Genomic DNA, 22,187 nt, shown 5'->3' on the forward strand with positions numbered 1-22,187 from the left:
CGGCCTCATGGCAAGGCCCGGCCATTCAAGTGCTAAAAGCATTGGGTATCCGCACCGGAAAAGGAGGAACCTTTTTTATGATTACCAAGATGGAATTCCCCAACGAAAGAAGATTTGAAACCACCCTGGCCGGCCGGCCTCTGGTGGCGGAGACCGGCAAACTGGCCGGCCTGTCCAACGCTTCCTGCATGGTGCGCTGGGGCGATACCTGCGTGCTGGTCAATGCCACTGCTTCCAAGAAGCCCCGGGACGGCATCGATTTCTTCCCCCTGTCTGTGGACTTTGAAGAAAAACTGTATGCCGTGGGCCGCATCCCCGGCAGCTTCATGCGCCGGGAAGGCCGTCCTTCCGAGCGGGCCATCCTGGCTTCCCGCCTGATCGACCGGCCCATCCGTCCCCTCTTCCCCTCGGATATGCGCAATGATGTGGTCATCAGCTGCACCGTTATGAGCGTGGATCACGACAACCTGCCGGAGATCGCCGCCATGATCGGCACCTCCATTGCCCTGTCCATTTCCGACATTCCCTGGGGCGGCCCCATCGGCGGCGTCAACATGGGCTATGTCAACGGCGCTTATGTGGTGTGCCCCAACTCCGAGCAGCGGCAGAAGAGCCAGCTGAATGTGACCGTGGCCGGCACTGCCGACAAAGTGGTTATGATCGAGGCTGGCGCCGATCAGTTCCCCGACGACCAGATGCTCCGGGCCATCGCCATTGCCCACGATGAAATCAAGAAGCTGGTGGCCTTCATCGACGGCATCAAGAAGGAGATCGGCAAAGAGAAGTTTGATTTTGAACACATCACCGTGCCCGCTGAGATGTACGAAGATGTGAAGAATTACGCCGAGGCTCAGGTGCGGGAAGCGATTCTGGCCGTGGACAAAACCGTGCGGGACAAGGCCATCGACGCCCTCACCGACGAAGTGATCGAGAAGTTCGGCGAGAAATATCCCGACAGCGAAAAGCTCTTCGGCGAGTGTATGTACAAGCTGCAGAAGTATGTGGTGCGCCGCATGCTGCTGGATGAGCAGAAGCGTGTGGACGGCCGCAGCCTCACCGAGGTGCGTCCCCTGGCCGCCGAAGTGGGCCTGCTGCCCCGGGTCCATGGCTCGGGCCTGTTCACCCGCGGCCAGACCCAGGTTCTGACCACCTGTACCCTGGGCACTCTCCGGGATGCTCAGGAGCTGGACACCATCTACGAAGAAACCGAAAAGCGCTATATGCATCAGTACAACTTCCCCGGCTATTCTGTGGGTGAGGCCAAGCCCTCCCGTTCCCCCGGCCGCCGGGAGATCGGCCACGGCGCTCTGGCCGAGCGTGCACTGGAATGCGTCATCCCCTCTGTGGAAGAGTTCCCCTATTCCTTCCGTCTGGTCTCTGAAGTGCTCTCTTCCAACGGTTCCACTTCCCAGGGCAGCGTCTGCGGCTCCACTCTGGCGCTGATGGATGCCGGTGTGCCCATCAAGGCCCCTGTGGCCGGCATTTCCTGCGGCCTTGTGGTGGAAGGCGACCGCCATATCACCTTCACCGACATCCAGGGCATCGAAGACTTCTTCGGCGACATGGACTTCAAGGTGGCTGGCACCGAGAAGGGTATCACCGCTATCCAGGTGGACATCAAGTGCGATGGCCTGACCATGGAGATCATCGAAGAAGCCTTTGAAAAGACTCGCGTGGCCCGGATGGAGATCCTCAACGAGGTGATGCTCCCCTGCATCCCCGCTCCCCGTCCTGAGCTGTCTGCCTATGCTCCCAAGATGGTGCGCTTCACCATTGATCCTGAGAAGATCCGCGATGTCATCGGCAAGGGCGGCTCTGTGATCCAGAAGATCACCGCCGACACCAACACCAAGATCGACATCGAGGACGACGGCTCGGTGTGTATTGCCGCTATCAATGCCGCCGACTGCGACGCTGCCAAGAAGACCATCCTGGCCATTGTCAAGGACCCGGAGATCGGCGACATCTTCTATGGCAAAGTGGTGCGCATCATGAGCTTTGGCGCCTTTGTGGAAATCGCCCCCGGTAAGGATGGACTGATCCACATTTCCAAGCTGGACAACCGCCGGGTGGAGAAGGTGGAAGATGTGCTGAATATCGGCGACATGACCTGGGTCAAGGTGGTGGAGATCGACGACAAGGGCCGGATCAACCTGTCCCGCAAGGATGCCATTGCTGAGATCAACGCCCGGGGCGGTGCCAAGCCCGGCGAACATATCCGGTAAAAAAGAAAAAATACTGTTACGGAGCCAGACAAAGCTCCGGGAAACGGGGCGGGTCTCATGGCCCGCCCCGCCTTTTACGCGGCAGGGCCGCAGATTTTTGCGTTTGAGGTGTGACTATGATCGAAAAAATCACTTTGCCCAACGGCGTGCGTATTCTTTATGAGCAGGTTCCCTCGGTGCGCTCTTGCGCCCTGGGCGTTTGGGTGGAAAGCGGCTCCCGTCATGAGCCGGAAGAGCTGGGAGGCATTTCCCACTACATCGAGCATATGCTGTTCAAAGGCACCGAAAGCCGCACAGCGGCCCAGCTGGCCACCGCCTTTGACGCCATTGGCGGCCAGGTCAATGCCTTTACTACAAAAGAAAACACCTGCTATTATGCCCGGGTGCTGGATACCCACATCCAGGAAGCCGCCGATCTTCTGTGCGATATGTATTTCCACTCCCGGTTCGGCCGGCAGGAGACCGATCTGGAGCGGGGCGTCATTCTGGAAGAGATCGGCATGTATGAAGACACCCCCGACGATCTGGTGATCGAGCGGCTGTCCTCTGCCATTTACAAGGGCTCTTCCCTGGGCCGTCCCATTCTGGGCACCCGGGAGACCCTGGAGAAGATTCAGGGAGATACCCTGCGGGATTATTGCAGCAGCCGTTATTCTGCCGCCAATACCGTGGTGTCGGTAGCCGGCAGCTTTACCATGAACGACATCGACCAGATCGCCCGCCGGTTTGAAAAGATGCCCGGGGGAGAGCCGCTGACAGCGCCTCAGGCCGTCTATCAGCCCTCCTTTACCACCAAGACCAAGGACATTGAGCAGAACCATCTGTGCCTGGCCTTCCCCGGCATTGCCGCCGGAAGCCCGGACCGTTACCGGATGCAGGTGCTCAGCAACATCCTGGGCGGCGGAATGTCCTCCCGCCTGTTCCAGCGGGTGCGGGAGCAGAAGGGTCTGTGTTATACCATTTACTCCTTCTCTTCGGCTCATCGGGACACCGGCTATTTCGGCGTCTATACCGCTTTGGGCCGCAGTACCGAAATGCAGGCTCTGGAGCTGATCGGCCAGGAAGTGCGGGCCTTTGCCCAGGAAGGCCCCACAGAGGAAGAGGTGCGGCGTTCGGTGGAGCAGCTGAAGAGCTCGGCTCTTATGAGCCTGGAAAGCATGAACAGCCGGATGAATGCCAACGCCCGGGGCGAGTTCCTTTATGGCCATCCCCTCAGCGCCGAGGACATCATCCGCGGCTACGATGCCGTCACCCGGGATGGAGTCCATCAGTTGGCTCAAGAGCTGTTTAAGCTGCCCAATGCCTCCTTCTCCGCTGTGGGCAAGGTTTCCTCCCAGGAGGAATACCAGGCCGTTATCCGCGCCGCCCTTTGCTGAAAAAAGAGAACCCCGCCGTTTGCATAGCAAGCGGCGGGGTGAGTGTTCCGAAAAAGTGGCTTAGGCCACTTTTTCGGGTTTTTGCAAGGGGCTGTGTGCAGCCATTCGGCCACACTGGCCCCTTGCAAGGTGCAAAAAGCCACCCGCAGGTCGCGGATTTTTGCGGATTGATGAGGGGGAGGAAACAGGTTTCGCTCCAGCTGGATCTGTTTTGCGATAGTCTGAATCCGCCGCTTGAATAGCAAGCGGCGGATTTTCTGTACAGGTCGGATTTTGATCAACAGATCAGCCGATTTCCACCATGGTGCCCCTTCCTTTTTCCAGGGCCAGCCGGTAAATAAGGTGGGCGGCGGACAGGTCTTCCACAGCAATGCCCACCGATTCAAAAAAGGTGATTTCTTCCGGACTTTGCCGGCCGGGCACGGTGCCCAGAAGCACCTGGCCCACTTCGCCCCGGATGTTGTCCATGGAAAGCTCCCCTTTTTCCAGAGGGATCACCAGATCTCCGCCGTCCCGCAAAGCGGCCTGGCGCTGATCCAGGTAGATGGCCGAGCGGCAGACGGTGCGGCTGTCCACCTCCCGGGCTGTGGGGGCGCAGGCGCCTACGGCGTTGATGTGGGCGCCTTTTTTGATCCATTCTCCTTTCACCAGCGGTTCCTTGGCCTGGGTAACGGTGCAGAGAATATCCGCCTGTTCTACGGCTTCATGAGGAGTTTTGCACAGGACGGCCGTGAGCCCCAGCTGCTCTTCTGCCCATTTGCAGCAGGCTTCTCCACCGGCGGGAGTGCGGTTCCAAACGAAGACACGGCGGATGGGGCGCACCTGGGATATGGCCTGGATATGCATCCGGCCAATGCGCCCGGCGCCCAGCAGTCCCAGGTCACAGCTGCCCTCCCGGGCCAGCACACGGGTGGCCGCGGCGCTGGCTGCGGCGGTGCGCAGCGCAGTAATGTGCTCGGCGTCCACAATGGCCAGAAGAGCGCCGGTAACGCTGTCAAACAAGGGGATAATTCCCTGACTGGTGCCGTTTTTCTTGGCCTCGGCGCCGGGAAAGACAATGGTCTTGACGCCGCAGATTTCCTGCTGCTGGTTGTCCGATGCCATGAGAGCAAACATATTTCCCTTTTTCTGAGGCATCATGCTCCGCTGAAGCATAGCGGTTTTTCCGGCAGAAATGTCCCGGAATGTTTCCTCCATGGCACAGATGCAGGCTTCCATGGTGAGAAGTTCTTCTGCGTCTTTTTTTCCGATGATCAGAGTCTGGTTCATGGCGGTCCCCCTCTTTCCTTTGGATGATTTTTATGATAGTCCTATTATAAAACGAAAAAAAGGCGGCCGCAAGGCCGCCTTTTGAATGTGCCCTCAAAGGGGCAAAAGCCAATATTCCGGTTTTTACAAGAGGCTGTGTGCGGTGCGGGACATTCAGCTTTTTTGCCGGCGCTTCTGCCGGGTCAGGCCCCAGATGCCCCAGGACAGGGTGATCATCCCCATGGCGCTTCCGCCCAGTGCACCGGTCCACACAAGGCCCCGGTTGGCCGGGATATGCCCTTGCTGCCAGCCGGTGTTGTAGTAGATAATCAATTTGTCACCCCGGTAATAGCTGTTGGGCAGCAAGGAGAAGGGCGAGGTCACCGCATGGACGCCCTTTTCCTTGTCTTTCCACTGGAAAGTGACGCTGGCGCCACGGCCGTCTCCATCGGGGTATTGGACCTGGGCCCGCACCTGCACACCGGTCCAGATATAGCGAAGTTCGGTAGCCACCAGCAGAATGACAAAAACCATGCATACCACACCGGTCAGGATCAGAATGCGGAAAATCCGTCCTTTGGCCTGGTGGGATTTGCCTTTTTCCATGTCCCGCCGCATCCATGCTGCCCGTGTACCGATGACAAAGGCGCAGCAGGCGGCCAGACCCATGACCCCCGACAGCACCAGACGCCGGGCATCGCCTTTGGCGATCACAAGACCGGTTTCCGGCCAATAATAAAGGGAGCGGGTTTCTCCGATTTCCACATCCCCCCGGGCGTCGCCAGTCAGGCGCAGTTCTTCCCCGCCATAGGTAAATTCATATACCGGGAACTGGTCGTAGGAGTTGTAGTATCCTCCGTTTTTGTTCTGACGCAGCGAGCGGCTGCGTTCCATGTCCACCACCGTGCCTTCCACCTGGATGCTTCCTCGCTTTTCGCTGAAATGCACCGCCAGAGGGGGCATGGCCATGGCGGCAAACAGCGCCGTCAGCACAAAGGCCACGATCATGGTCCGCCTGGTGGGAAGCGGTTTCTTTGTTCTCCCTTTTTCCATTGTGTCCTCCCTCTGTTCCTTTTCAGGGAAATCTTTTCCCATTGTACCCCCATTTGCAGCCTGGTACAAGGCCCGGGCCCTACAAAAAAGCGGGAGGCTTGCCTCCCGCTTTGGTTACTTTGCCAGAATCTGATTGACGCCGTCCAGATAGGCTTTGATACTGGCTTCGATGATGTCGGTGCTCAGGCCCACGCCGGTGATGGTGTTTCCATCATGCTCCAGCTGCACCTCCACCTGGCCTTGGGCGTCCATGCCCCGGCTCATCGAGCGGATGCTGTAACTGACCAGCTGGGCGCCGGTCTGTACAATGTTTTCAATGGCGTGAAAGGCTGCCTCGATGGGACCGATGCCGAAGGCCACCGTCTCCATGCCATCTCCATTGTAGCACAGGCTCACATTGGCAGTTGCCGAAATATGGGAGCCGGAGTTGACCACATAGCCCTGAAGCATCCAGCGGTCTTTGCACCAGTCTTCTTCTTCCCAATTTTCGTCCCGGGTTTTTTTGATCAGATCCATTTTTCCTTCTCCTCTTTCGATGAAAACTGGCAGGGGAGGCAAACCAATAAAAAACCGTCTCCTGCAAAAAGATGCAAGAGACGGAATCAGGTGCAATCCCGCGGTACCACTCTTGTTGGCCAAAGGGCCCACTCGGTCGGGGCCATCACCCCGTGCCCTGATAACGGTGGGCTTCCGGCGCGCTTACTGGGCAAAATGCCGTTGGGCTTGCTGCTCATGGGTCAGTTAGAAAAGCCTTCTGCCGCTGTCTTGCACCATCCGACAGCTCTCTGCAGGCCAGGCGGGCTTCTTTTCCCCCAGTCAATGCATTTGGGTTGGTTTCTTACAAGATTAAACCATTTTTCTCTGGTTGTCAAGGGCGATTTCTGCCAAAAAAGCAGCTTCAGTGCAGGAGGGAAAGAACTTTTCCCACACTGTCCTGGATAAACAGGCTGGCTCGTCCCTCCCGGCCGGTTTCGGTGCGGTTGATGAGCACCAGGTGCCGGCCGTTGAAATAGTCCAGCAGTCCTGCGGCAGGATAGACAACCAGAGAAGTGCCTGCCACGATCAGCAGATCGGCCCGGGCGATCTCTTCCACCGCCTGGGTAAGAATGCGGGTATCCAGACTTTCTTCATAGAGCACCACATCGGGCTTGATCACGCCCCCGCAGGGACAGAGGGGAACGCCTTCGCTGCGCAGGATATCGCTCATGCCGAAAAGTCTGCCGCATTTCTGGCAGTAATTCCGGTGTACCGTGCCGTGAAGCTCCAGCACCCGGCGGCTGCCTGCCATCTGATGCAGTCCGTCGATGTTCTGGGTGATCACCGCTTTCAGCTTTCCCTCCTGTTCCAGCTGGGCCAGCTTTTCGTGGGCCGGGTTGGGCTGGGCCTCCGGCCAGAGCATCTTATCCCGGTAAAACCGGTAAAATTCCTCCGGATCCTTTTCGAAAAAACTGCGGCTGATGATCTGCTCCGGGGGATAGTGGTATTTCATATGATAGAGTCCGTCGGTGCTGCGAAAATCGGGGATGCCGCTTTCGGTGGAGACGCCGGCGCCGCCAAAAAAGACGATATAGCTGCTTTCGTCCACAAACTGCTGCAGCTGTTGTATCTTGTCCATGAACCAGGACTCCTTTCGCAAGAGGATTTAAAGAACAAACCGGAAGAAGCGCATCACTTCAAAATAATCATCGGTTTCAAAGGAGATGGTGCAGTCATCCAAACGCTGTGCGCCAGGATAAAAAGCGTTTTTGGCCGCCAGATTGTGGTCTTTGTAGCACACTTCTACGGTAAAATGCTCCGGAAGAGCGGAAACTTTCCCCTGAAAAGGCTGGGAGAGGGCACGCTTCACATCGGCCCGGATGAGCTGCTGGGCCTTCTGAGGAGCCAGGCAGCGCAGCGCACCGCCCACACCGGCCTTGACTGCCGTAGTCACCAGGCAGGGGTGGAGATCCTGGGAATCTTCGCACAGCTGCTGGTCCCCGGAAAGGTAGACAGTGGGCACGCCCAGGCTGGCGGCGCACAGGCTGAACATCATAAATTCGCTGCAAATCCGGCCGTTGAGCTTGATGTAGGCCGCCCGTCCGCTGACGGTGTGGGACATGGGATTGCCCTCCCGGGAAGCGGCGCCATGATAACCCACGAACAAGGCGGCGTCAAAGCTCTTGTCCAGCCCCTCCACCATCAGGAAGGGATGCCCCGACCAGCCTTTGATGATCTGGGCGCAGGGCGGCAGGACTTTGCTGTCGATGTTGCAGGCTGGGCCGTGGGCGTCTTTGATGACGATCTCGTCGGCTCCCGCCTCCATGGCCCCTTCACAGGCTGCCAGCACTTCTTTTGTCATTTCGTCGCAGTGGTAGGGATAGTTGGGATTGCCGGGGCGGCAATCCTCGTGGGAAAGAGTGGTGGCTATGCCTTCGATGTCGGCGCTGATGAATACTTTCATATGGATCGCTCCTTTCGATTGGTATGCATTTCTTCCAAATGGATCTGATGCAGGATGCGGTAGCTGGTGCCGCCAGGGGACGGGATGGATTCCATGAGAGAAATCGTCCGCACAGGGAGAACCAAGGGAGACAGGGGAAGGCGCTCCCAGGCTGTTTCCTTTTTCCCCCGACGCAGAAGGGTGATGTGAGGGGAAAAGGGCCGTTTTTCCAAAAAGATGCCCTCTTGCTCCAGCTGCTGAGCCAACCGTTTTTGTATTTCCATGAGGGGATGGCTTGGCTGCGGACGCAGGAAGATCACATCTCCTTTTTCCCCGGGAAATCGTCCCAGGTGGGAAAAGGTGAGAGCAAATTCTCGGCCTTCCACCCTGGAAAGGGCCTGACAGGCGGCCTTTTCATCGGGCTGCTCTCCCAGAAAGGCCAAAGTCAGATGGAATTTTTCCGGTCTTTCCCATCGGGCCAGCGGGTCCCGTTTTTGCAGCCGCTGGGAAAGACCCCAGATCTGTTCCCGGCAGCGCCTTGTCACCGGCAGGGCGATAAACAGACGCATAGCCCCTCCTTATTTCACCCGGGCCCCAAAGGGCATCAGAGCCAGTTGAGCCAGCTTGAAGCACTGGAGCCCGAAAGGAATGCCGATAATGGTGATGCAATAGAGCAGGCCGGCTCCCACGGATACCAGGGCCAAGGGCAGGCCGCTGACGATGAGCCATACCAGATTGAACAAAAAGGATACGGCGCCGCCTCCGTAGACCACTTCCTTGCCAAAGGGAAACAGAGCCAGCCCGGCAAATTTAAAGCATTGCAGGCCGATGGGGATGCCCACAATGGTGATGCACCACAGCACGCCGGCCAGCAGCCAGGAAAGGCCTAGCGACCAGCCGCCCAGGCAGAGCCACAGCAGATTGCCCAAACAGCCCATAGCCTGTTATCCCTCCAAAGCGGCGGCCCATTCCCCTTCTTTGAACCCCAGAAGGACCCGGCCGTTGTCCAGAAGCAGGATGGGCCGCTTGACCAGCATGCCATCCTGGGCCAGCAGATCATATTGGGCCTTTTCCTCCATTTCCCCCAGCTTGTCCTTCAGCCCCATTTTCTGATAGAGCTGGCCGCTGGTGTTGAAGAATTTTTTCAAAGGCAGGCCGCTTTGTTTATGCCACTTCTCCAGCTCCTGGGCAGTGGGGTTCTGCTCCTTGATGGGCCGGGATTCATAAGAAAGACCGTGGCTGTCCAAAAAGGCCTGCGCTTTTTTGCAGGTGCTGCATTTGTTATAACAGATGAATACCATAAATTCCTCCTTGTGAAACAGATGGCGGATTTGTATGCCCCTATTGTACCCCTATTCCAGAAAAGGGGCAACAAAAAAGCCCTGGTATGCAGGGCTTTTTTGTTGTTGAAAACGACATAGGCAGGAAGGAGCTTTTGCCCTATCCCGAATCAATCTGCAAAAAGTCACGACCTGTGGGTGGCTTTTTGCACTTCTCAAGGGGCCAGTGTGGCCGGTGGGCTGCACGCAGCCCCTTGCAAAAACTCGAAAAAGTGGCATAGCCACTTTTTCCACATGTGTAAGCCCTGGTATGCAGGGCTTTTTTCATTGGGGAGGCAGAACCTCTTTTAAAACCAGAATGCGTTGGTTGGAGCTGCCCCGGAAGGACAGGGTCAGATCCCGCAGCGCTTCCACATAGGGACCGTCCACCAGAATATCGCAGGCGTGGAGCAAATCCCCAATGGCCGGACGGTCTTTGGCCATTTCCAGAAGCTGTTCCAGGGTGTAGCCCGAATAGATGGTCACATCCTTCCCCTGTTCCCTGGCCCCGCGGGCCAGAGGGAGAAGAGCTTCCGGCTGGCAGAATGGCTCCCCACCGGAGATGGTCAGGCCTTGCAGCAGGGGATTTTCTCCCATCCGCCGCAGCAGATCGGGAGTATCCCCCAAAAATCCCCCTTCAAAAGGATGGGTCTGGGGATTGTGGCAGCCAGGACAGTGGTGGGGGCAGCCTTGGGTAAAGACCACAAAGCGGATGCCCTCCCCGTCCACAATGGATTCCTCCACAATGCCGCTGAGCCGCAGCTCTTTAGACGCCATGCTTGATCCGGTCCTTTTCCTCCGCCCGCTTGGCGTTGTTAAAGCGGTCGGTGGTGCCCACCAGATAACCGGTGATCCGGCGGATCCGCTCAAATTTCACGCCCTGGCCTACGCAGGCCTCTTTCTGTGTCAGTTTTCCTTCGGTCATGATGCAGACTTCCTTTCTATACAAAGTGAAATTTATTATTTAATTATTCCAAGCCGTAAAAATTCGGCATACCGGGGAATTTCTTCCGCAGCTCCCGGAGTTTTTCGATGGACACGCCTTCCCCTTCTCTCCGGCCGCAGCGGGGACAAACCTCGTCGATGACGCCGGTATAGCCGCACACCGGATCCCGGTCCACCGGATGATTCACCGAGCCATAACCCACACCGGCCTCCTTCATGCAGCGGATTACCGCCTCAAAGGCCTTGGGGTTTTTGCACACATCCCCGTCCAGCTCCACATAGCTGATGTGGCCGGCGTTGGTCAGGGCGTGATAGGGAGCTTCCAGCCGGATCTTGTCAAAGGCCCGGATGGGGAAATACACAGGGATGTGGAAGGAGTTGGTGTAATAGTCCCGGTCGGTGATTCCCGGAAGCTTGCCATAGATCTTCTGGTCGATGCGGAGGAAGCGGCCGGAAAGCCCTTCGGCCGGAGTGGCCAACAGGGTGAAGTTCAGGCCGGTCTTTTGGGATTCCTCATCCATCCGCCGGCGCATGTGGCTGATGATCTCCAGGCCCAGCTTCTGGCTTTCCGGGCTCTGGCCGTGATGTTTGCCGGTGAGGGCCACCAGGGTTTCGGCCAGGCCGATAAAGCCCACGCTGAGGGTGCCGTGCTTGAGGATCTCACCCACAGGCTCGTCCACATCCAGGTTGTCGCTGTCGATCCACACACCCTGTCCCATGAGGAAGGGGTAATTGCGGCTTTTTTTGGCGGCCTGGATCTTGAAGCGGTGAAGCAGCTGGCGGATGACCAGGTCGATCTTCTCATCCAGCATCTCATAAAAGCGGTCCAGATCCCCGTGGGCTTCGATACCCAGGCGGGGCAGATTGATGGAGGTAAAGCTCAGGTTGCCCCGGCCGCAGGTGATTTCCCGCTCCGGATCATGCACATTGCCCATCACCCGGGTGCGGCAGCCCATATAGGCCACTTCGCTGTTATAATCCCCTTCCTTGTAGTATTGCAGGTTAAAGGGGGCATCCAGGAAGCTGAAATTGGGGAACAGCCGCTTGGCCGATGTGCGGATGGCCAGCTGGAACAGATCGTAGTTGGGGTCCTGGGAGTTGTAGTTGATTCCCTCTTTTACTTTGAAGATTTGTACCGGGAAAATGGGAGTCTCCCCATTGCCCAGACCGGCATCGGTGGCCAAAAGCAGATTGCGGATCACCATCCGCCCTTCGGGGGAGGTGTCGGTGCCGTAGTTCACCGAGCTGAAGGGAACCTGGGCCCCGGCCCGGGAGTTCATGGTGTTCAGGTTGTGCACCAGAGCTTCCATGGCTTGATAGGTGGCCCGGTCGGTTTCCGCCATGGCGGTCTGGGTGGCCATATCATGGGCCTTCTGGGCCTGTGCAGCGGTGAGAGTACCGCCCTGGGGCAGCGCTTGCTGGGTCAGCCAGGGCACCAGCTGTTCGCCGTAGAGCTGGGGCTGGCCCATGGACACATCCTCCCCCACCTGTGCTTTGGCATTCTGAACCAGAGCCTGTCCCTGACCGTATTCCAGGGAGCAGAAGGCATTGAGATATTGTCCCAGTGCCTTGAAATATTCCTTGCGGAAGGTTTTGGCCACACCGGGAGCCATGGCATAGTCGAAGTTGGGCACCGACTGGCCGCCGTGCATTTCATTCTGGTTGGCCTGGATGGCGATGCAGCCCAGAGCGGAATAGCTTTGGATGCTGGCCGGCTCCCGCAGATAGCCGTGACCGGTGGAAAAGCCGTTTTTGAACAGCTTCAGCAGATCGATCTGGCAGCAGGTTTCGGTGAGCATATAGAAGTCCTTGTCGTGGATGTGGATGTCGCCGTTGATGTGCGCGGCGGCCACATCCCGGGGAAGGATGTAGTTGTCCACAAAATATTTGGCCCCCTCGGAGCCGTATTTCAGCATGGTTCCCATGGCGGTATCGGCGTCGATGTTGGCGTTTTCCCGCTTGATGTCGGCGTCGGCGGCATAGGAGAAGGTCAGTTCTTTATAGATCTCCATCAGGTCGGTTTCCGACTGACGGATTTTGGCGTGTTCCGCCCGATAGAGGATGTAAGCTTTGGCCGTTTTGGCATAACCGGCTTTGATAAGGGTCTCCTCCACCAGATCCTGAACCTGTTCCACTCCGGGGATCTGGCCCTGGGGAATGGAGCGGGTCACCCGGCGGGTCAGCTCATCCAGGGCAGCGGAGGGAAGGGATTCTTCCCGCACGGACACATTGGATTTGCGGATGGCCTCCCGGATCTTGCTGGGATCAAAGGGCACCACATCTCCGCTGCGTTTGCGGATGGATACCGGTCCGGCCCAGGAAGCGGCGCTTACCCGCACCGGCAGCCGTTTGGAAGCAGCCATAAAAAACCTCCTTTGCATGGCGGAAGCAGGGAAGGCATCCCCCCTGCTCCCCAGCGGCGGCCCATTCGGGGCAGCGCCCTTGTTCTTGTGTGCCGTCGTTTTGCCATACTATATATAGTGATGATAATCGTTTCAAACTGTATATATAGTAATTCACCCCCTGGAAAAATGCAAGGGGGATTTTTCAGTCAAGCCCCTGTCCGGTGGCCCGTTCTGGCGACCTTCCCCCATGGGAGCCTTGCAGCTGCAAGGGTTTGAGAGACGGGATAAAAATTCGGAGAAAAATAAGGCCAAAATTTGTGCAAGGTATTATCTGGAAGACTCTTTTTACAAAAAGTAAATTTTTCCCCATGGTATACCATGGGGTGTGAAAACGGAGTCTGTTTAGTGACTAAACTTTTTTTGCCCCTCGGCTGGACAGGGTAGTTGAATTGTAATATACTATTTACAAAGAAATGCGGAGAAAGGGGAGTGATGGCAGCCGCGCACTGCGCGACGGTCTTATGAAAACGAAATCTTCTGTCCAGCCCTCCCTGGCTCTGGACCTTGTGGAACCGGGCCGGGACGAACACATGGTGGCCGCACGAAAGACCACCGAAAAGCTGCCGGAAGGGGTCACTTCCAAGATGATGTACCGGGATGTGGTACGCATCGCCTGGCCCTCCTTCATCGAGCTGACGCTGACTCAGCTGGCCTCTATGGTGGACCTGATGATGGTGGGCAAATTGGGAGCTGCCGCCATCGCCGGCGTGGGGCTGACCACTCAGCCCAAATTTTTGATGATGACCATGTTCCAGGCCATGAATGTGGGCGCTACTGCCCTGGTGGCCCGGTACAAAGGCGCTTCCCAGCAGAACAAAGCCAACCTGATCCTGCGTCAGGCCTTGCTGCTGACTCTGGTGCTGTCGCTGATCGGCGGCGTGCTGGTGTTTCTGTTTGCAGAGCCGCTGGTGAAGTTTATGGGCGCGGCCGAGGCATCCACTCTGGCCGACGGTACCATCTATCTGCAGATCCAGGCATTGGGCATCGTCACCGTGGCCCTCACCAGTACCATCACCGCATCCCTGCGGGGCGCCGGCAACAGCCGCACCGCCATGATGTACAATCTGGCGGCCAATGTGGTCAATGTGATCTTCAACTATTTGCTGATCTACGGCAATTTTGGTTTCCCCCGTATGGAAGTGGCCGGTGCGTCTTTGGCCACTGTCATCGGCCAGGCGGTGGCTATGGTTCTGGCCTTTGCTTCGGTGATGGGCCACCGGAATTATGTTCACCTGTCCATCCATGATTTCCCCCGGGGATTCAAGCCTCAGAAAGAGGCCATGTTCTCCATTTTCAATGTGGGCATTCCCGCTATGATCGAGCAGTTGGTCATGCGTACCGGTATGATCATCTATTCCCGTACCGTGGCTGGTCTGGGCACGGTGGCCTTTGCCACACATCAGGTATGTATGAACATTCAGGCGCTGTCTTTTATGAATGGCCAGGCCTTCGCTGTGTCGGCCACTTCCCTTATGGGTCAGAGCCTGGGAAAAAAGCGGCCCGATATGGCGGAATATTACACCTCCCGGACCCGGCGTCTGGGCATGTGCGTGTCCCTGTTCATCATGGCCAGCTTTATTCTCTTCGGCAGAACCATTGTGGGGCTGTACAATGACGATCCCCAGATCGTGGAAACGGGCGCCAAGATCCTGATGTTTGTAGCGTTGATTCAGCCTTTCCAGTCCAGTCAGTTTATTCTGGCCGGTGCATTGCGAGGGGCCGGAGATACCCGTGCTACCGCTGTGATCACTGCCATTACCGTGCTGTTTGTACGGCCTGGCCTGGCGATCCTGCTCATCAATCTGACGAGCCTGGGCCTTTATGGCGCTTGGGTTGCTTTGGCAGCCGATCAGCTTCTTCGTTCTCTGCTGGTCTGGCTCCGGTTTGTTTCCGGCAAGTGGAAAAAAATACGCATCTGAGCAAAGGCCCTCCGGTTTTCCGGAGGGCTTTTTTTGTGTTTTTGGTAAATCCTCTGGACGAATAGAGCAAAATAGTGTATTACTATAATAAGCTGTGACAAAGGTGGGCGGGATGCTCCTTTTGGATGCTGCAAAGAAAAGAGGGCAACGCCATGAATGTGATCGAACGGATCCAGGAAAAATATGGGGATATGACCAGGAAGCAAAGGGTATTGGCCGATTATATGCTGGAAAACCCGGATTCCATGTCCTTTATGACCATGAAAAATCTGTCCGGCCGGACTCAGGTTTCGGAGATGACCATTTTAAATTACTGTACCGCGCTGGGATATGGGAATTACAATGAGCTGAAATATGAGTTTCGCAAGTACATCAACGAGAGAAACAAGATCGAAGTGCAGCGTCAGAATGAATATCTTAATGCCAGTGTACCGGAATACGAGCTGGATGACAAACAGAATCTGCTGTATCAGGTGTGTCAGGAAGAGTTTGATCTTCTCAAGCTGCTGTTTGCTCATATCGATATTCCTTCCCTGTTTCAGGGGGCGGAGATGATGCTGGATGCCGACTGCACGGTGTTTTGCGCCCGGGGCGTGTCCCTGCAGATTGCCGACTTTCTGTCCATGCGCCTGGCCACTATGGGGCTTCCATCCATTGTGATGAACACCGAGCTGAATGACAGCGTGCAGTCGGCCCTCCCCTTGCTGAAAGGGGGCACATTGCTGGTGCCCATTTCTTTGCCGGATTATTATGTGATGACCACAAAAGTGTGTGAGTTTGCCCGGCAGAGACGGTGCCGTATTTTGGCCCTGACAGACTCCAAGGAGCAGTCTCCCGTGGCGCCTTTTGGGGATCTGGTGCTCACAGCCCCTGCTTCCAGCAGGCTGTTTCTCAATTCTCCCGGCGGGCTTCTGGTGCTGGCCCACCTGCTTTCCGCGGCGCTGAATATCGAAAAAAGCGCCCGGCACACCAGTAAATTTTGTTCTCCTCAGGAGTTTTCCCAGGTCTTTACCAAAAAAATGAAAGGATCCCACGGAAACTCCAAAATTTTTTGATAATTAGAGTATATACACTGATTTTATAGATAGTTTATACCGCAAATTGGAAAACTGTGAATTTTGCCCATATTTTTTAGGTGAAATTCACAGTTTTTTATTATTTTATTGACTTTTATAATAGCAAACACTGCAATAATTCTATAACTTGAACCCTCCTATTGGAGCATCTGCACAATCGGAGGAATACAGAAGGAGGTTCTATTTTATGAAACGATACCTGGCATTGTTCCTGGCACTGGTCATGTGTTTCTCCCTGGCCGCTTGCTCCGGCGGCGGTGCATCCATCACCGATGACCCCAGTGCCCCTGGTGGTTCTGGAGGCGAGAAAGAGGGTTCTGAACAGTCTTATAACACCTTTATTTCGGCGGAACCTTCCACATTGGATATCTCCCGCCGCATGGATTCCTACTCTAGCACTATCATGATTGACACCATGGAAGGCCTGGTTCGCCTGTGCCAGACCGGTGAGGGTGAAGATGCCGAATATGAAATGCGTCCCGGCGAGGCAGAAAGCTGGGAAAGCAATGAAGACGGCACCGTCTGGACTTTCAATCTGCGGGATGGACTGAAATGGCAGGATGGCGAACCGGTCACCGCCGATCAGTATGTATATTCTCTGCAGCGCAGTGCCGATCCGGACACTGGCTGCCCCAACAGCTTCTTCCTGGAGCCCCTGCTCAACTACCCGGCCATCGCCGCAGGTGAGATGGATGTTTCCGAGCTGGGCGTCAAGGCCATTGATGAAAAGACTCTGGAAATCACCCTGAGCGCTCCCAAGCCCACCTTCATCGAAATGCTTCCCGCTACTGTGTATTATCCCCAGCGGCAGGATATCATCGAAAAATACGGTGATCAGTTTGGTTCCGAAGCCGAAGCCTACATCGGCAACGGCCCCTTCAAGGTGGATTCCTGGACCCATAACAATTCCATCGTTCTGAGCAAGAACGAGAACTACTGGGATGCGGACAGCGTCAAGCTGGAAAAGGTCACATACAGCATCATGACCGACGAGACTACATATTATAACGCCTTCTCCAGCGGTCAGTTGGATATGGTTACCGTTACCACCAAGGATTATGTGGAGATGTTCCAGGGGCAGGATAAGAACTATGCTCCTTATCTGTCGGCCAACCTGGCGTTCAACTTCTTCAACATCAGAGACGAACTGTTCTCCAATGTAAATATCCGCAAAGCCTTTACCCTGGCGGTAGACCGGGAAGAGTTCAACGAAGTTTGCTATGACGGCATGCGTGTTCCCACTTATGGTTGGGTGGTTCCCACAATGACCGTGGGCGAAACAAATTACCGTGAAACTGCAGGCGATAACATTAAGGTTATGCAGGAAGAGCTGGCGGCCGAGGGCAAGACCCCCAAGGATCTGCTGCTCCAGGGCATGCAGGAGCTGGGATTGGGCGATGATCCTTCCACTCTGGATGTGACATTCTCCTTTGGCTCCACCAATACCCTGACCCGCAACATCGGCGAATATCTCCAGCAGGTCTTTAAGACCGAACTGGGTGTGGAAATCGAAACCAGCTTCAATGAATGGGGCATCTTTAACTCCAATGTGCAGAGCGGCGATTATCAGGCCGGCTTCATGGGCTGGGGCGCTTATTACAACGATCCCTACGATACCCTGAGCCTGCTGCTCACCGGATCCACCGCCATCAATACCGGCTGGGCCAACGAGGAATATGATTCCATCCTCAATGCTGCCACGGCTGAAATGGACGAAGAGACCCGGATGCAGGAATATATCAAAGCCGAGCAGATCCTCATCAACGAGGAATGTGTGGTGTCCCCCATGGCTACCAACCAGGTGCAGCGCTTCTTCCAGCCCTATGTGAAGGGATACAGCGATCTGGGCTTTACCAACACCGGTTCCAAGTACATCTACATCGAGAAGTAAGGGCCGTTCACAGCGAGCTAGTTGAAAATCAAATCACTGTGTGACGCAAAACGGGGGGCAGCGCCTGGAGCGTTGCCCCCCGTTTCTTTCCCGGATATTTTCCAAATGATTGGAGGGGTCTTGATTGACACGCTATGTGCTCAAGCGCATCCTGTATATGCTGCTGACGCTGCTGATTGTGGCCACCGTCACTTTCTTCATGATGCGCAGCATCCCCGGTGATCCTCTGGGCGGCATGGCCCGAGAACTGCCGGAACAAACCAAGGCGAATTACTATGCAAAGTACGGTTTGGATAAACCGTTGGTAGAGCAGTATTTGATCTATATCAAAAATATGCTCCAGGGTGACCTGGGTGAGAGCTTGCTGTATCCTGGCCGTTCGGTCAGCGCTACGATTTCAGCCACATCTCCGGTCTCCGGTCTTGTAGGCGGCATTGCGTTGGTGATCGGCCTGCTGATAGGTGTTTGCCTGGGTATTATAGCGGCTTTGAAAAAGAATCAATGGCCGGATTATGTGGTGATGGTCATTGCCATTATGGGCATTACGATTCCGGTGTTTGTGCTGGTGTCGTTGATGCAGTATTTTTTCTCCATCAAACTTGGCTGGCTCCCTTCCTCCGGTTGGGGCGAACCCAAGCATTTGATTATGCCTGTGATTGTGCTCAGCTTCAGCACGATTGCCACCTATGCCCGTTATATCAAGTCCAGCATGCTGGATGTGCTGGATCAGGATTATATCCTTACCGCCCGTTCCAAAGGGCTTAGCGAAGGACAGATCGTCCGCCGCCATGTGCTGCGCAACTCGCTGCTGCCGGCCGTGACGATTCTTTCCGGACGGATCGTTGGCATCTTTACCGGTGCTTTTATCGTGGAAAAGATGTTCACCATCCCTGGCATCGGCTTCTACTACATCAGCTCCATCAACAACAACGACTACACCATGACCATGGGAACCACGGTGTTCTACGCCGCGCTGTTTGTGGTGATGCAGCTTGTTGTGGACTTTGTCTATATGTTGGTCGATCCGCGGATCCGCATTTCGGAAGCAAAGTAAAGGAGGGCTTAATATGCAAACGATCCCTAAAGAAAAATTTGAGATCATCGGCGTAGAGCCCGGCGCGGAGCGGATCGCCCGTCCACAGGTAGGTTACCTGAAGGATGTATGGCGTCGTTTCCGGAAAAACAAGCTGGCCATTGTTGCGCTGATCATGCTGGTTGTTTTGGCGTTTTTTGTGATTTTCGGCCCGGCCATCAGCGGATATTCCTATGAGGATGTGGATCCCACCTCCCGCAATGCATCTCCTTCTGCAGAGCACTGGTTCGGCACCGACAGCCTGGGGCGTGACCTGTTTGCCAGAGTGTGGCAAGGCGGCCGGGTTTCGCTGATCATCGGTTTCCTGGGTGCGTTGATCTCGGCCACTGTAGGCTGCCTTTACGGCGGAATTTCCGCTTATTTTGGCGGAAAAGTGGATACGGTGATGATGCGTATTGTGGAAGTCATTATCAGTATTCCCTACTTGATCGTGGTCATTTTGTTCTCCATCACATTCCAAAGCAAGGGACTTTTCACATTGATTTTGGCCATGACGGTTACCGGTTGGTGCGGAACAGCCCGTCTGGTTCGCGGCCAGATGCTTCAGCTGAAAAGTCAGGAGTTTGTGCTGGCCGCTCAGGCCCTGGGCGTCAAGCCGCTGCGGATCATTGTACGGCATATGATCCCCAACACCCTGAGCGTAATCATCGTTTCCATTACCTTTGCCATTCCCAACTATATTTTCTCGGAAGCCTTCCTGAGCTATATCGGCCTGGGCGTTCAGTCCCCCAACACTTCCTGGGGCGCTCTGGCTTCCAGCGCCCAGACACAATTCCAATTTTATCCCTTCCAGCTGTTCTTCCCCGCTGTGATGATCGCCATCACTATGCTGGCCTTCACGATGATGGGCGACGGTTTGCGGGATGCTCTGGATCCCCGTCTGAGAAAGTAGGCGCTATATGGAAAAAATTCTTGAAGTAAAAGACCTCCAGGTCTCTTTTAACACCTATGCCGGTGAAGTGCGGGCTGTGCGAGATGTAAGCTTTCATATCAACCAAGGTGAAACACTGTGCTTTGTAGGAGAGTCAGGCTGCGGTAAAACCGTTACGGCCAAAGCCATTATGCGGCTTCTCCCCAAAGGACAGGCCGTGATCAAAGAAGGGTCCCAGATCATCTTTTCCGGAAAAGACGTTTTGAAAATGGACGGAAAAGAGCTGCGCAATTATCGCGGCAATGATGTGAGCATGATCTTCCAGGACCCTATGACCTCCCTCAACCCCACCATGACCTGCGGCAAGCAGATCATTGAGACACTCCGGCTGCACCGCGGCCTTTCCAAAGAAGAGGCCACCAAGGAAGCCATTCATATGCTGGAAATGGTTAAAATTCCCGATGCGGAACGGAGAATCAAGGATTATCCCCATCAGATGTCCGGCGGTATGCGTCAGCGGGTAATGATCGCCATTGCCCTGGCCTGTCAGCCTCATCTGCTGATTGCCGATGAACCTACCACCGCTCTGGATGTGACCATTCAGGCCCAGATCATCGATCTGCTGCGGGAACTGAAGGAAAAATTGAATACAGCCATCATTCTGGTTACCCATGACCTGGGTGTGGTGGCCAATTTTGCCGATCGCATCCAGGTGATGTACGCCGGCCAGGTGGTGGAACGGGGTACAGCCCGGGAGATTTTCTATGAAGCCAAGCATCCCTATACCTGGGCTTTGCTCAGCTCGGTTCCCAAGCTGGCCAAGGAGAGCAAACAGGAGCTCTATACTCTGCAGGGCACACCTCCTGATCTGATCCTGCCTTTGGAGCATTGTCCCTTTGCAGCACGGTGCGAGTTCTGTATGCCCATCTGCAAAGAGCAGATGCCACCGGAGACCGTTTTGACCGACACCCACAGGCTGTCCTGCTGGCTCCAGCATCCCGACGCCCCCAAGGTGAAATCCTTCTATGAAAGAGAGGTTTAAAGCATGAGTGAGAATTTGATCGAAGTCAAAAACCTCTGCAAGTATTTCCCTGCGGGCAAAAAACGCACGCTGAAAGCGGTGGACAATGTATCCCTCACCATTGCCAAAGGCGAAACACTGGGACTTGTGGGCGAGTCCGGCTGCGGCAAGACCACCTGCGGCCGTACGATTTTGAAGCTTTATCCTCAGACATCGGGGCAGATTTTCTTCGATGGACAGGAAGTTTCCAATATCAAAGGAAAGGCTTTGCTGAATTTCAAAAAACGGGCTCAGATGATCTTCCAGGATCCCTATTCTTCCCTGGACCCCCGTATGACCATTGCCGAGATCATCTCGGAAGGCATGACGGTACACAACCATATGACCAACCAAGAAAAGCAGGAGAAGGTCAATGAGTTGTTGGGCAAGGTGGGCCTGACCGAAGATTATGCCAACCGGTTTGCCCATGAGCTGTCCGGCGGCCAACGCCAGCGCATTGGTATTGCCCGGGCCTTGGCGGTGGAGCCGGAGTTCATCGTCTGCGATGAGCCCATTTCCGCTTTGGATGTGTCCATCCAGGCACAGATCATCAACCTGCTGATCAAATTGCAGAAGGAAAACCACCTCACCTATCTGTTCATCTCCCATGACCTGTCGGTGGTGCGTCACATTTCCGACCGGGTGGGTATCATGTACCTGGGCAGTATGGTGGAACTGGGCAGCAGCCAGGCTATTTTCGGCCAGCCGCTGCATCCCTACACCAAGGCTTTGATTTCCGCCATTCCGGAGGCCGATCCCGATGCGGAAAAGACCCGGAAACGGATTCCCTTGGAAGGAGAGGTGCCCAGCCCCATCGATCCTCCTTCGGGCTGCAAGTTCCGCCCCCGGTGCGCCTATGCCACCGACAAATGCGCCCAGGAGATTCCGGCCTGGGAAGAAGCGGCTCCCGGCCATTTCGTAGCCTGTCATCATTGGCGTAATGTGTAAGCAAAACAAAAAAGGTGCCTGAATGGGCGCCTTTTTTGTTTGTATTTCTCCCATCCAGTGAAAAGCTGTGTTATAATATCAACAGTTGCCGCATCTATGCGGCAGGATACTATGTATTCAGTCGTTTTGTGAGCAAAACGACTGCTGTTGATGTTACACCATAGCCAAAATCGGCAAAGCCGATTTTACGCTTTGTTTTGGCGTGGCAAGTCTGTATGGACTTGCAGCTATGGTATAATAACCGCAAAGCGGTTATTATACCGGATTTTTGCGGCCGTTTTCTCGTCCCGCTTCCGGGACAACCGAAAACATGGCCAATATACCATGCCGCATTGGCGT

At 55.5% G+C, this 22,187-nt stretch carries 19 protein-coding genes and 1 pseudogene; 9 read left to right on the plus strand and 11 right to left on the minus strand.

The window, feature by feature from the left end:
• The first annotated feature begins 77 nt into the window (after positions 1 to 77).
• Both H6A25_RS01220 and H6A25_RS01225 read left to right on the plus strand, forming a co-directional pair.
• Positions 78 to 2,225, plus strand: a complete 2,148-nt coding sequence (locus H6A25_RS01220; RefSeq protein WP_243423120.1) for a polyribonucleotide nucleotidyltransferase — start codon at positions 78 to 80, stop codon at positions 2,223 to 2,225.
• 116 nt (positions 2,226 to 2,341) lie between these two features.
• Positions 2,342 to 3,601 carry a M16 family metallopeptidase gene (locus H6A25_RS01225; protein WP_204750188.1) on the plus strand — a complete coding sequence of 420 codons (1,260 nt, stop codon included), beginning with the start codon at positions 2,342 to 2,344 and terminating at the stop codon, positions 3,599 to 3,601.
• A 285-nt stretch (positions 3,602 to 3,886) separates the two neighbouring features.
• Here H6A25_RS01225 and H6A25_RS01230 read toward each other — a convergent pair whose 3' ends face one another.
• The 11 genes and pseudogenes from H6A25_RS01230 to H6A25_RS01280 all read right to left on the minus strand — a co-directional run bounded on the left by H6A25_RS01230 (position 3,887) and on the right by H6A25_RS01280 (position 12,948).
• Entirely contained in the window at positions 3,887 to 4,870 is a 984-nt protein-coding gene (locus H6A25_RS01230; RefSeq protein WP_204750189.1) for an ornithine cyclodeaminase family protein, read from the minus strand.
• Between the two features lie 153 nt (positions 4,871 to 5,023).
• Complete coding sequence (locus H6A25_RS01235; protein WP_204750190.1) at positions 5,024 to 5,902, minus strand: hypothetical protein; 879 nt, start codon at positions 5,900 to 5,902, stop codon at positions 5,024 to 5,026.
• Between the two features lie 114 nt (positions 5,903 to 6,016).
• Entirely contained in the window at positions 6,017 to 6,418 is a 402-nt protein-coding gene (locus tag H6A25_RS01240; protein ID WP_204750191.1) for an alpha-isopropylmalate synthase regulatory domain-containing protein, read from the minus strand.
• 382 nt (positions 6,419 to 6,800) lie between these two features.
• Positions 6,801 to 7,517 (minus strand): NAD-dependent protein deacylase, encoded by a 717-nt coding sequence (locus tag H6A25_RS01245; RefSeq protein WP_204750192.1) that lies wholly within the window; start codon positions 7,515 to 7,517, stop codon positions 6,801 to 6,803.
• A 27-nt stretch (positions 7,518 to 7,544) separates the two neighbouring features.
• Positions 7,545 to 8,342: a M55 family metallopeptidase gene (locus tag H6A25_RS01250; RefSeq protein WP_204750193.1), complete on the minus strand. Its 798-nt coding sequence runs from the start codon at positions 8,340 to 8,342 to the stop codon at positions 7,545 to 7,547.
• Entirely contained in the window at positions 8,339 to 8,890 is a 552-nt protein-coding gene (thpR, locus tag H6A25_RS01255; protein WP_204750194.1) for an RNA 2',3'-cyclic phosphodiesterase, read from the minus strand. Before thpR ends, H6A25_RS01250 begins: the two co-directional genes overlap by 4 nt.
• Before the next feature lie 9 nt (positions 8,891 to 8,899).
• Positions 8,900 to 9,259: a YccF domain-containing protein gene (locus H6A25_RS01260; protein ID WP_204750195.1), complete on the minus strand. Its 360-nt coding sequence runs from the start codon at positions 9,257 to 9,259 to the stop codon at positions 8,900 to 8,902.
• A 6-nt stretch (positions 9,260 to 9,265) separates the two neighbouring features.
• Positions 9,266 to 9,622: an arsenate reductase family protein gene (locus H6A25_RS01265; protein WP_204750196.1), complete on the minus strand. Its 357-nt coding sequence runs from the start codon at positions 9,620 to 9,622 to the stop codon at positions 9,266 to 9,268.
• 303 nt (positions 9,623 to 9,925) lie between these two features.
• Positions 9,926 to 10,417: an anaerobic ribonucleoside-triphosphate reductase activating protein gene (nrdG, locus tag H6A25_RS01270; protein WP_204750197.1), complete on the minus strand. Its 492-nt coding sequence runs from the start codon at positions 10,415 to 10,417 to the stop codon at positions 9,926 to 9,928.
• Positions 10,407 to 10,520, minus strand: a pseudogene (gene nrdD, locus H6A25_RS01275) (anaerobic ribonucleoside-triphosphate reductase); the annotation flags it as partial. The gene nrdG and the pseudogene nrdD, both read right to left, overlap by 11 nt.
• An 88-nt stretch (positions 10,521 to 10,608) precedes the next feature.
• Complete coding sequence (locus H6A25_RS01280; protein WP_204750198.1) at positions 10,609 to 12,948, minus strand: anaerobic ribonucleoside triphosphate reductase; 2,340 nt, start codon at positions 12,946 to 12,948, stop codon at positions 10,609 to 10,611.
• A gap of 503 nt (positions 12,949 to 13,451) precedes the next feature.
• On the opposite strand from H6A25_RS01280, the gene H6A25_RS01285 reads away from it, so the two are divergent.
• From H6A25_RS01285 to H6A25_RS01315, 7 genes are all read left to right on the plus strand, one after another.
• A complete protein-coding gene (locus tag H6A25_RS01285; protein ID WP_204750199.1) occupies positions 13,452 to 14,909 on the plus strand; it encodes an MATE family efflux transporter in 1,458 nt (485 codons plus the stop codon).
• Positions 14,910 to 15,034: 125 nt separating this feature from the next.
• The gene (locus tag H6A25_RS01290; RefSeq protein ID WP_204750200.1) at positions 15,035 to 15,964 is read left to right on the plus strand and encodes a MurR/RpiR family transcriptional regulator; all 930 of its coding nucleotides are present in this window, start codon (positions 15,035 to 15,037) and stop codon (positions 15,962 to 15,964) included.
• Between the two features lie 208 nt (positions 15,965 to 16,172).
• Entirely contained in the window at positions 16,173 to 17,876 is a 1,704-nt protein-coding gene (locus tag H6A25_RS01295) for a peptide ABC transporter substrate-binding protein (protein WP_204750201.1), read from the plus strand.
• Between the two features lie 124 nt (positions 17,877 to 18,000).
• On the plus strand, positions 18,001 to 18,930 hold the full coding sequence (locus H6A25_RS01300; RefSeq protein WP_204750202.1) for an ABC transporter permease: 930 nt from the start codon (positions 18,001 to 18,003) through the stop codon (positions 18,928 to 18,930).
• A 13-nt stretch (positions 18,931 to 18,943) separates the two neighbouring features.
• Entirely contained in the window at positions 18,944 to 19,861 is a 918-nt protein-coding gene (locus H6A25_RS01305; protein ID WP_204750203.1) for an ABC transporter permease, read from the plus strand.
• 7 nt (positions 19,862 to 19,868) lie between these two features.
• Entirely contained in the window at positions 19,869 to 20,882 is a 1,014-nt protein-coding gene (locus tag H6A25_RS01310; RefSeq protein WP_204750204.1) for an ABC transporter ATP-binding protein, read from the plus strand.
• 3 nt (positions 20,883 to 20,885) lie between these two features.
• The gene (locus H6A25_RS01315; protein WP_204750205.1) at positions 20,886 to 21,848 is read left to right on the plus strand and encodes an ABC transporter ATP-binding protein; all 963 of its coding nucleotides are present in this window, start codon (positions 20,886 to 20,888) and stop codon (positions 21,846 to 21,848) included.
• Positions 21,849 to 22,187 lie beyond the last annotated feature (339 nt).

Source organism: Intestinimonas butyriciproducens (genome assembly GCF_016901775.1).
Classification (GTDB): Bacteria; Bacillota; Clostridia; order Oscillospirales; family Butyricicoccaceae; genus Pseudobutyricicoccus.

Bases quoted from the DNA above. Each gene is read 5' to 3' on its own strand.
- H6A25_RS01220 (WP_243423120.1), top strand. From the start codon at position 78: ATGATTACCAAGATGGAATTCCCCAACGAAAGAAGATTTGAAACCACC.
- H6A25_RS01225 (WP_204750188.1), top strand. From the start codon at position 2,342: ATGATCGAAAAAATCACTTTGCCCAACGGCGTGCGTATTCTTTATGAG.
- H6A25_RS01230 (WP_204750189.1), bottom strand. From the start codon at position 4,870: ATGAACCAGACTCTGATCATCGGAAAAAAAGACGCAGAAGAACTTCTC.
- H6A25_RS01235 (WP_204750190.1), bottom strand. From the start codon at position 5,902: ATGGAAAAAGGGAGAACAAAGAAACCGCTTCCCACCAGGCGGACCATG.
- H6A25_RS01240 (WP_204750191.1), bottom strand. From the start codon at position 6,418: ATGGATCTGATCAAAAAAACCCGGGACGAAAATTGGGAAGAAGAAGAC.
- H6A25_RS01245 (WP_204750192.1), bottom strand. From the start codon at position 7,517: ATGGACAAGATACAACAGCTGCAGCAGTTTGTGGACGAAAGCAGCTAT.
- H6A25_RS01250 (WP_204750193.1), bottom strand. From the start codon at position 8,342: ATGAAAGTATTCATCAGCGCCGACATCGAAGGCATAGCCACCACTCTT.
- thpR (WP_204750194.1), bottom strand. From the start codon at position 8,890: ATGCGTCTGTTTATCGCCCTGCCGGTGACAAGGCGCTGCCGGGAACAG.
- H6A25_RS01260 (WP_204750195.1), bottom strand. From the start codon at position 9,259: ATGGGCTGTTTGGGCAATCTGCTGTGGCTCTGCCTGGGCGGCTGGTCG.
- H6A25_RS01265 (WP_204750196.1), bottom strand. From the start codon at position 9,622: ATGGTATTCATCTGTTATAACAAATGCAGCACCTGCAAAAAAGCGCAG.
- nrdG (WP_204750197.1), bottom strand. From the start codon at position 10,417: ATGGCGTCTAAAGAGCTGCGGCTCAGCGGCATTGTGGAGGAATCCATT.
- H6A25_RS01280 (WP_204750198.1), bottom strand. From the start codon at position 12,948: ATGGCTGCTTCCAAACGGCTGCCGGTGCGGGTAAGCGCCGCTTCCTGG.
- H6A25_RS01285 (WP_204750199.1), top strand. From the start codon at position 13,452: ATGAAAACGAAATCTTCTGTCCAGCCCTCCCTGGCTCTGGACCTTGTG.
- H6A25_RS01290 (WP_204750200.1), top strand. From the start codon at position 15,035: ATGCTGCAAAGAAAAGAGGGCAACGCCATGAATGTGATCGAACGGATC.
- H6A25_RS01295 (WP_204750201.1), top strand. From the start codon at position 16,173: ATGAAACGATACCTGGCATTGTTCCTGGCACTGGTCATGTGTTTCTCC.
- H6A25_RS01305 (WP_204750203.1), top strand. From the start codon at position 18,944: ATGCAAACGATCCCTAAAGAAAAATTTGAGATCATCGGCGTAGAGCCC.
- H6A25_RS01310 (WP_204750204.1), top strand. From the start codon at position 19,869: ATGGAAAAAATTCTTGAAGTAAAAGACCTCCAGGTCTCTTTTAACACC.
- H6A25_RS01315 (WP_204750205.1), top strand. From the start codon at position 20,886: ATGAGTGAGAATTTGATCGAAGTCAAAAACCTCTGCAAGTATTTCCCT.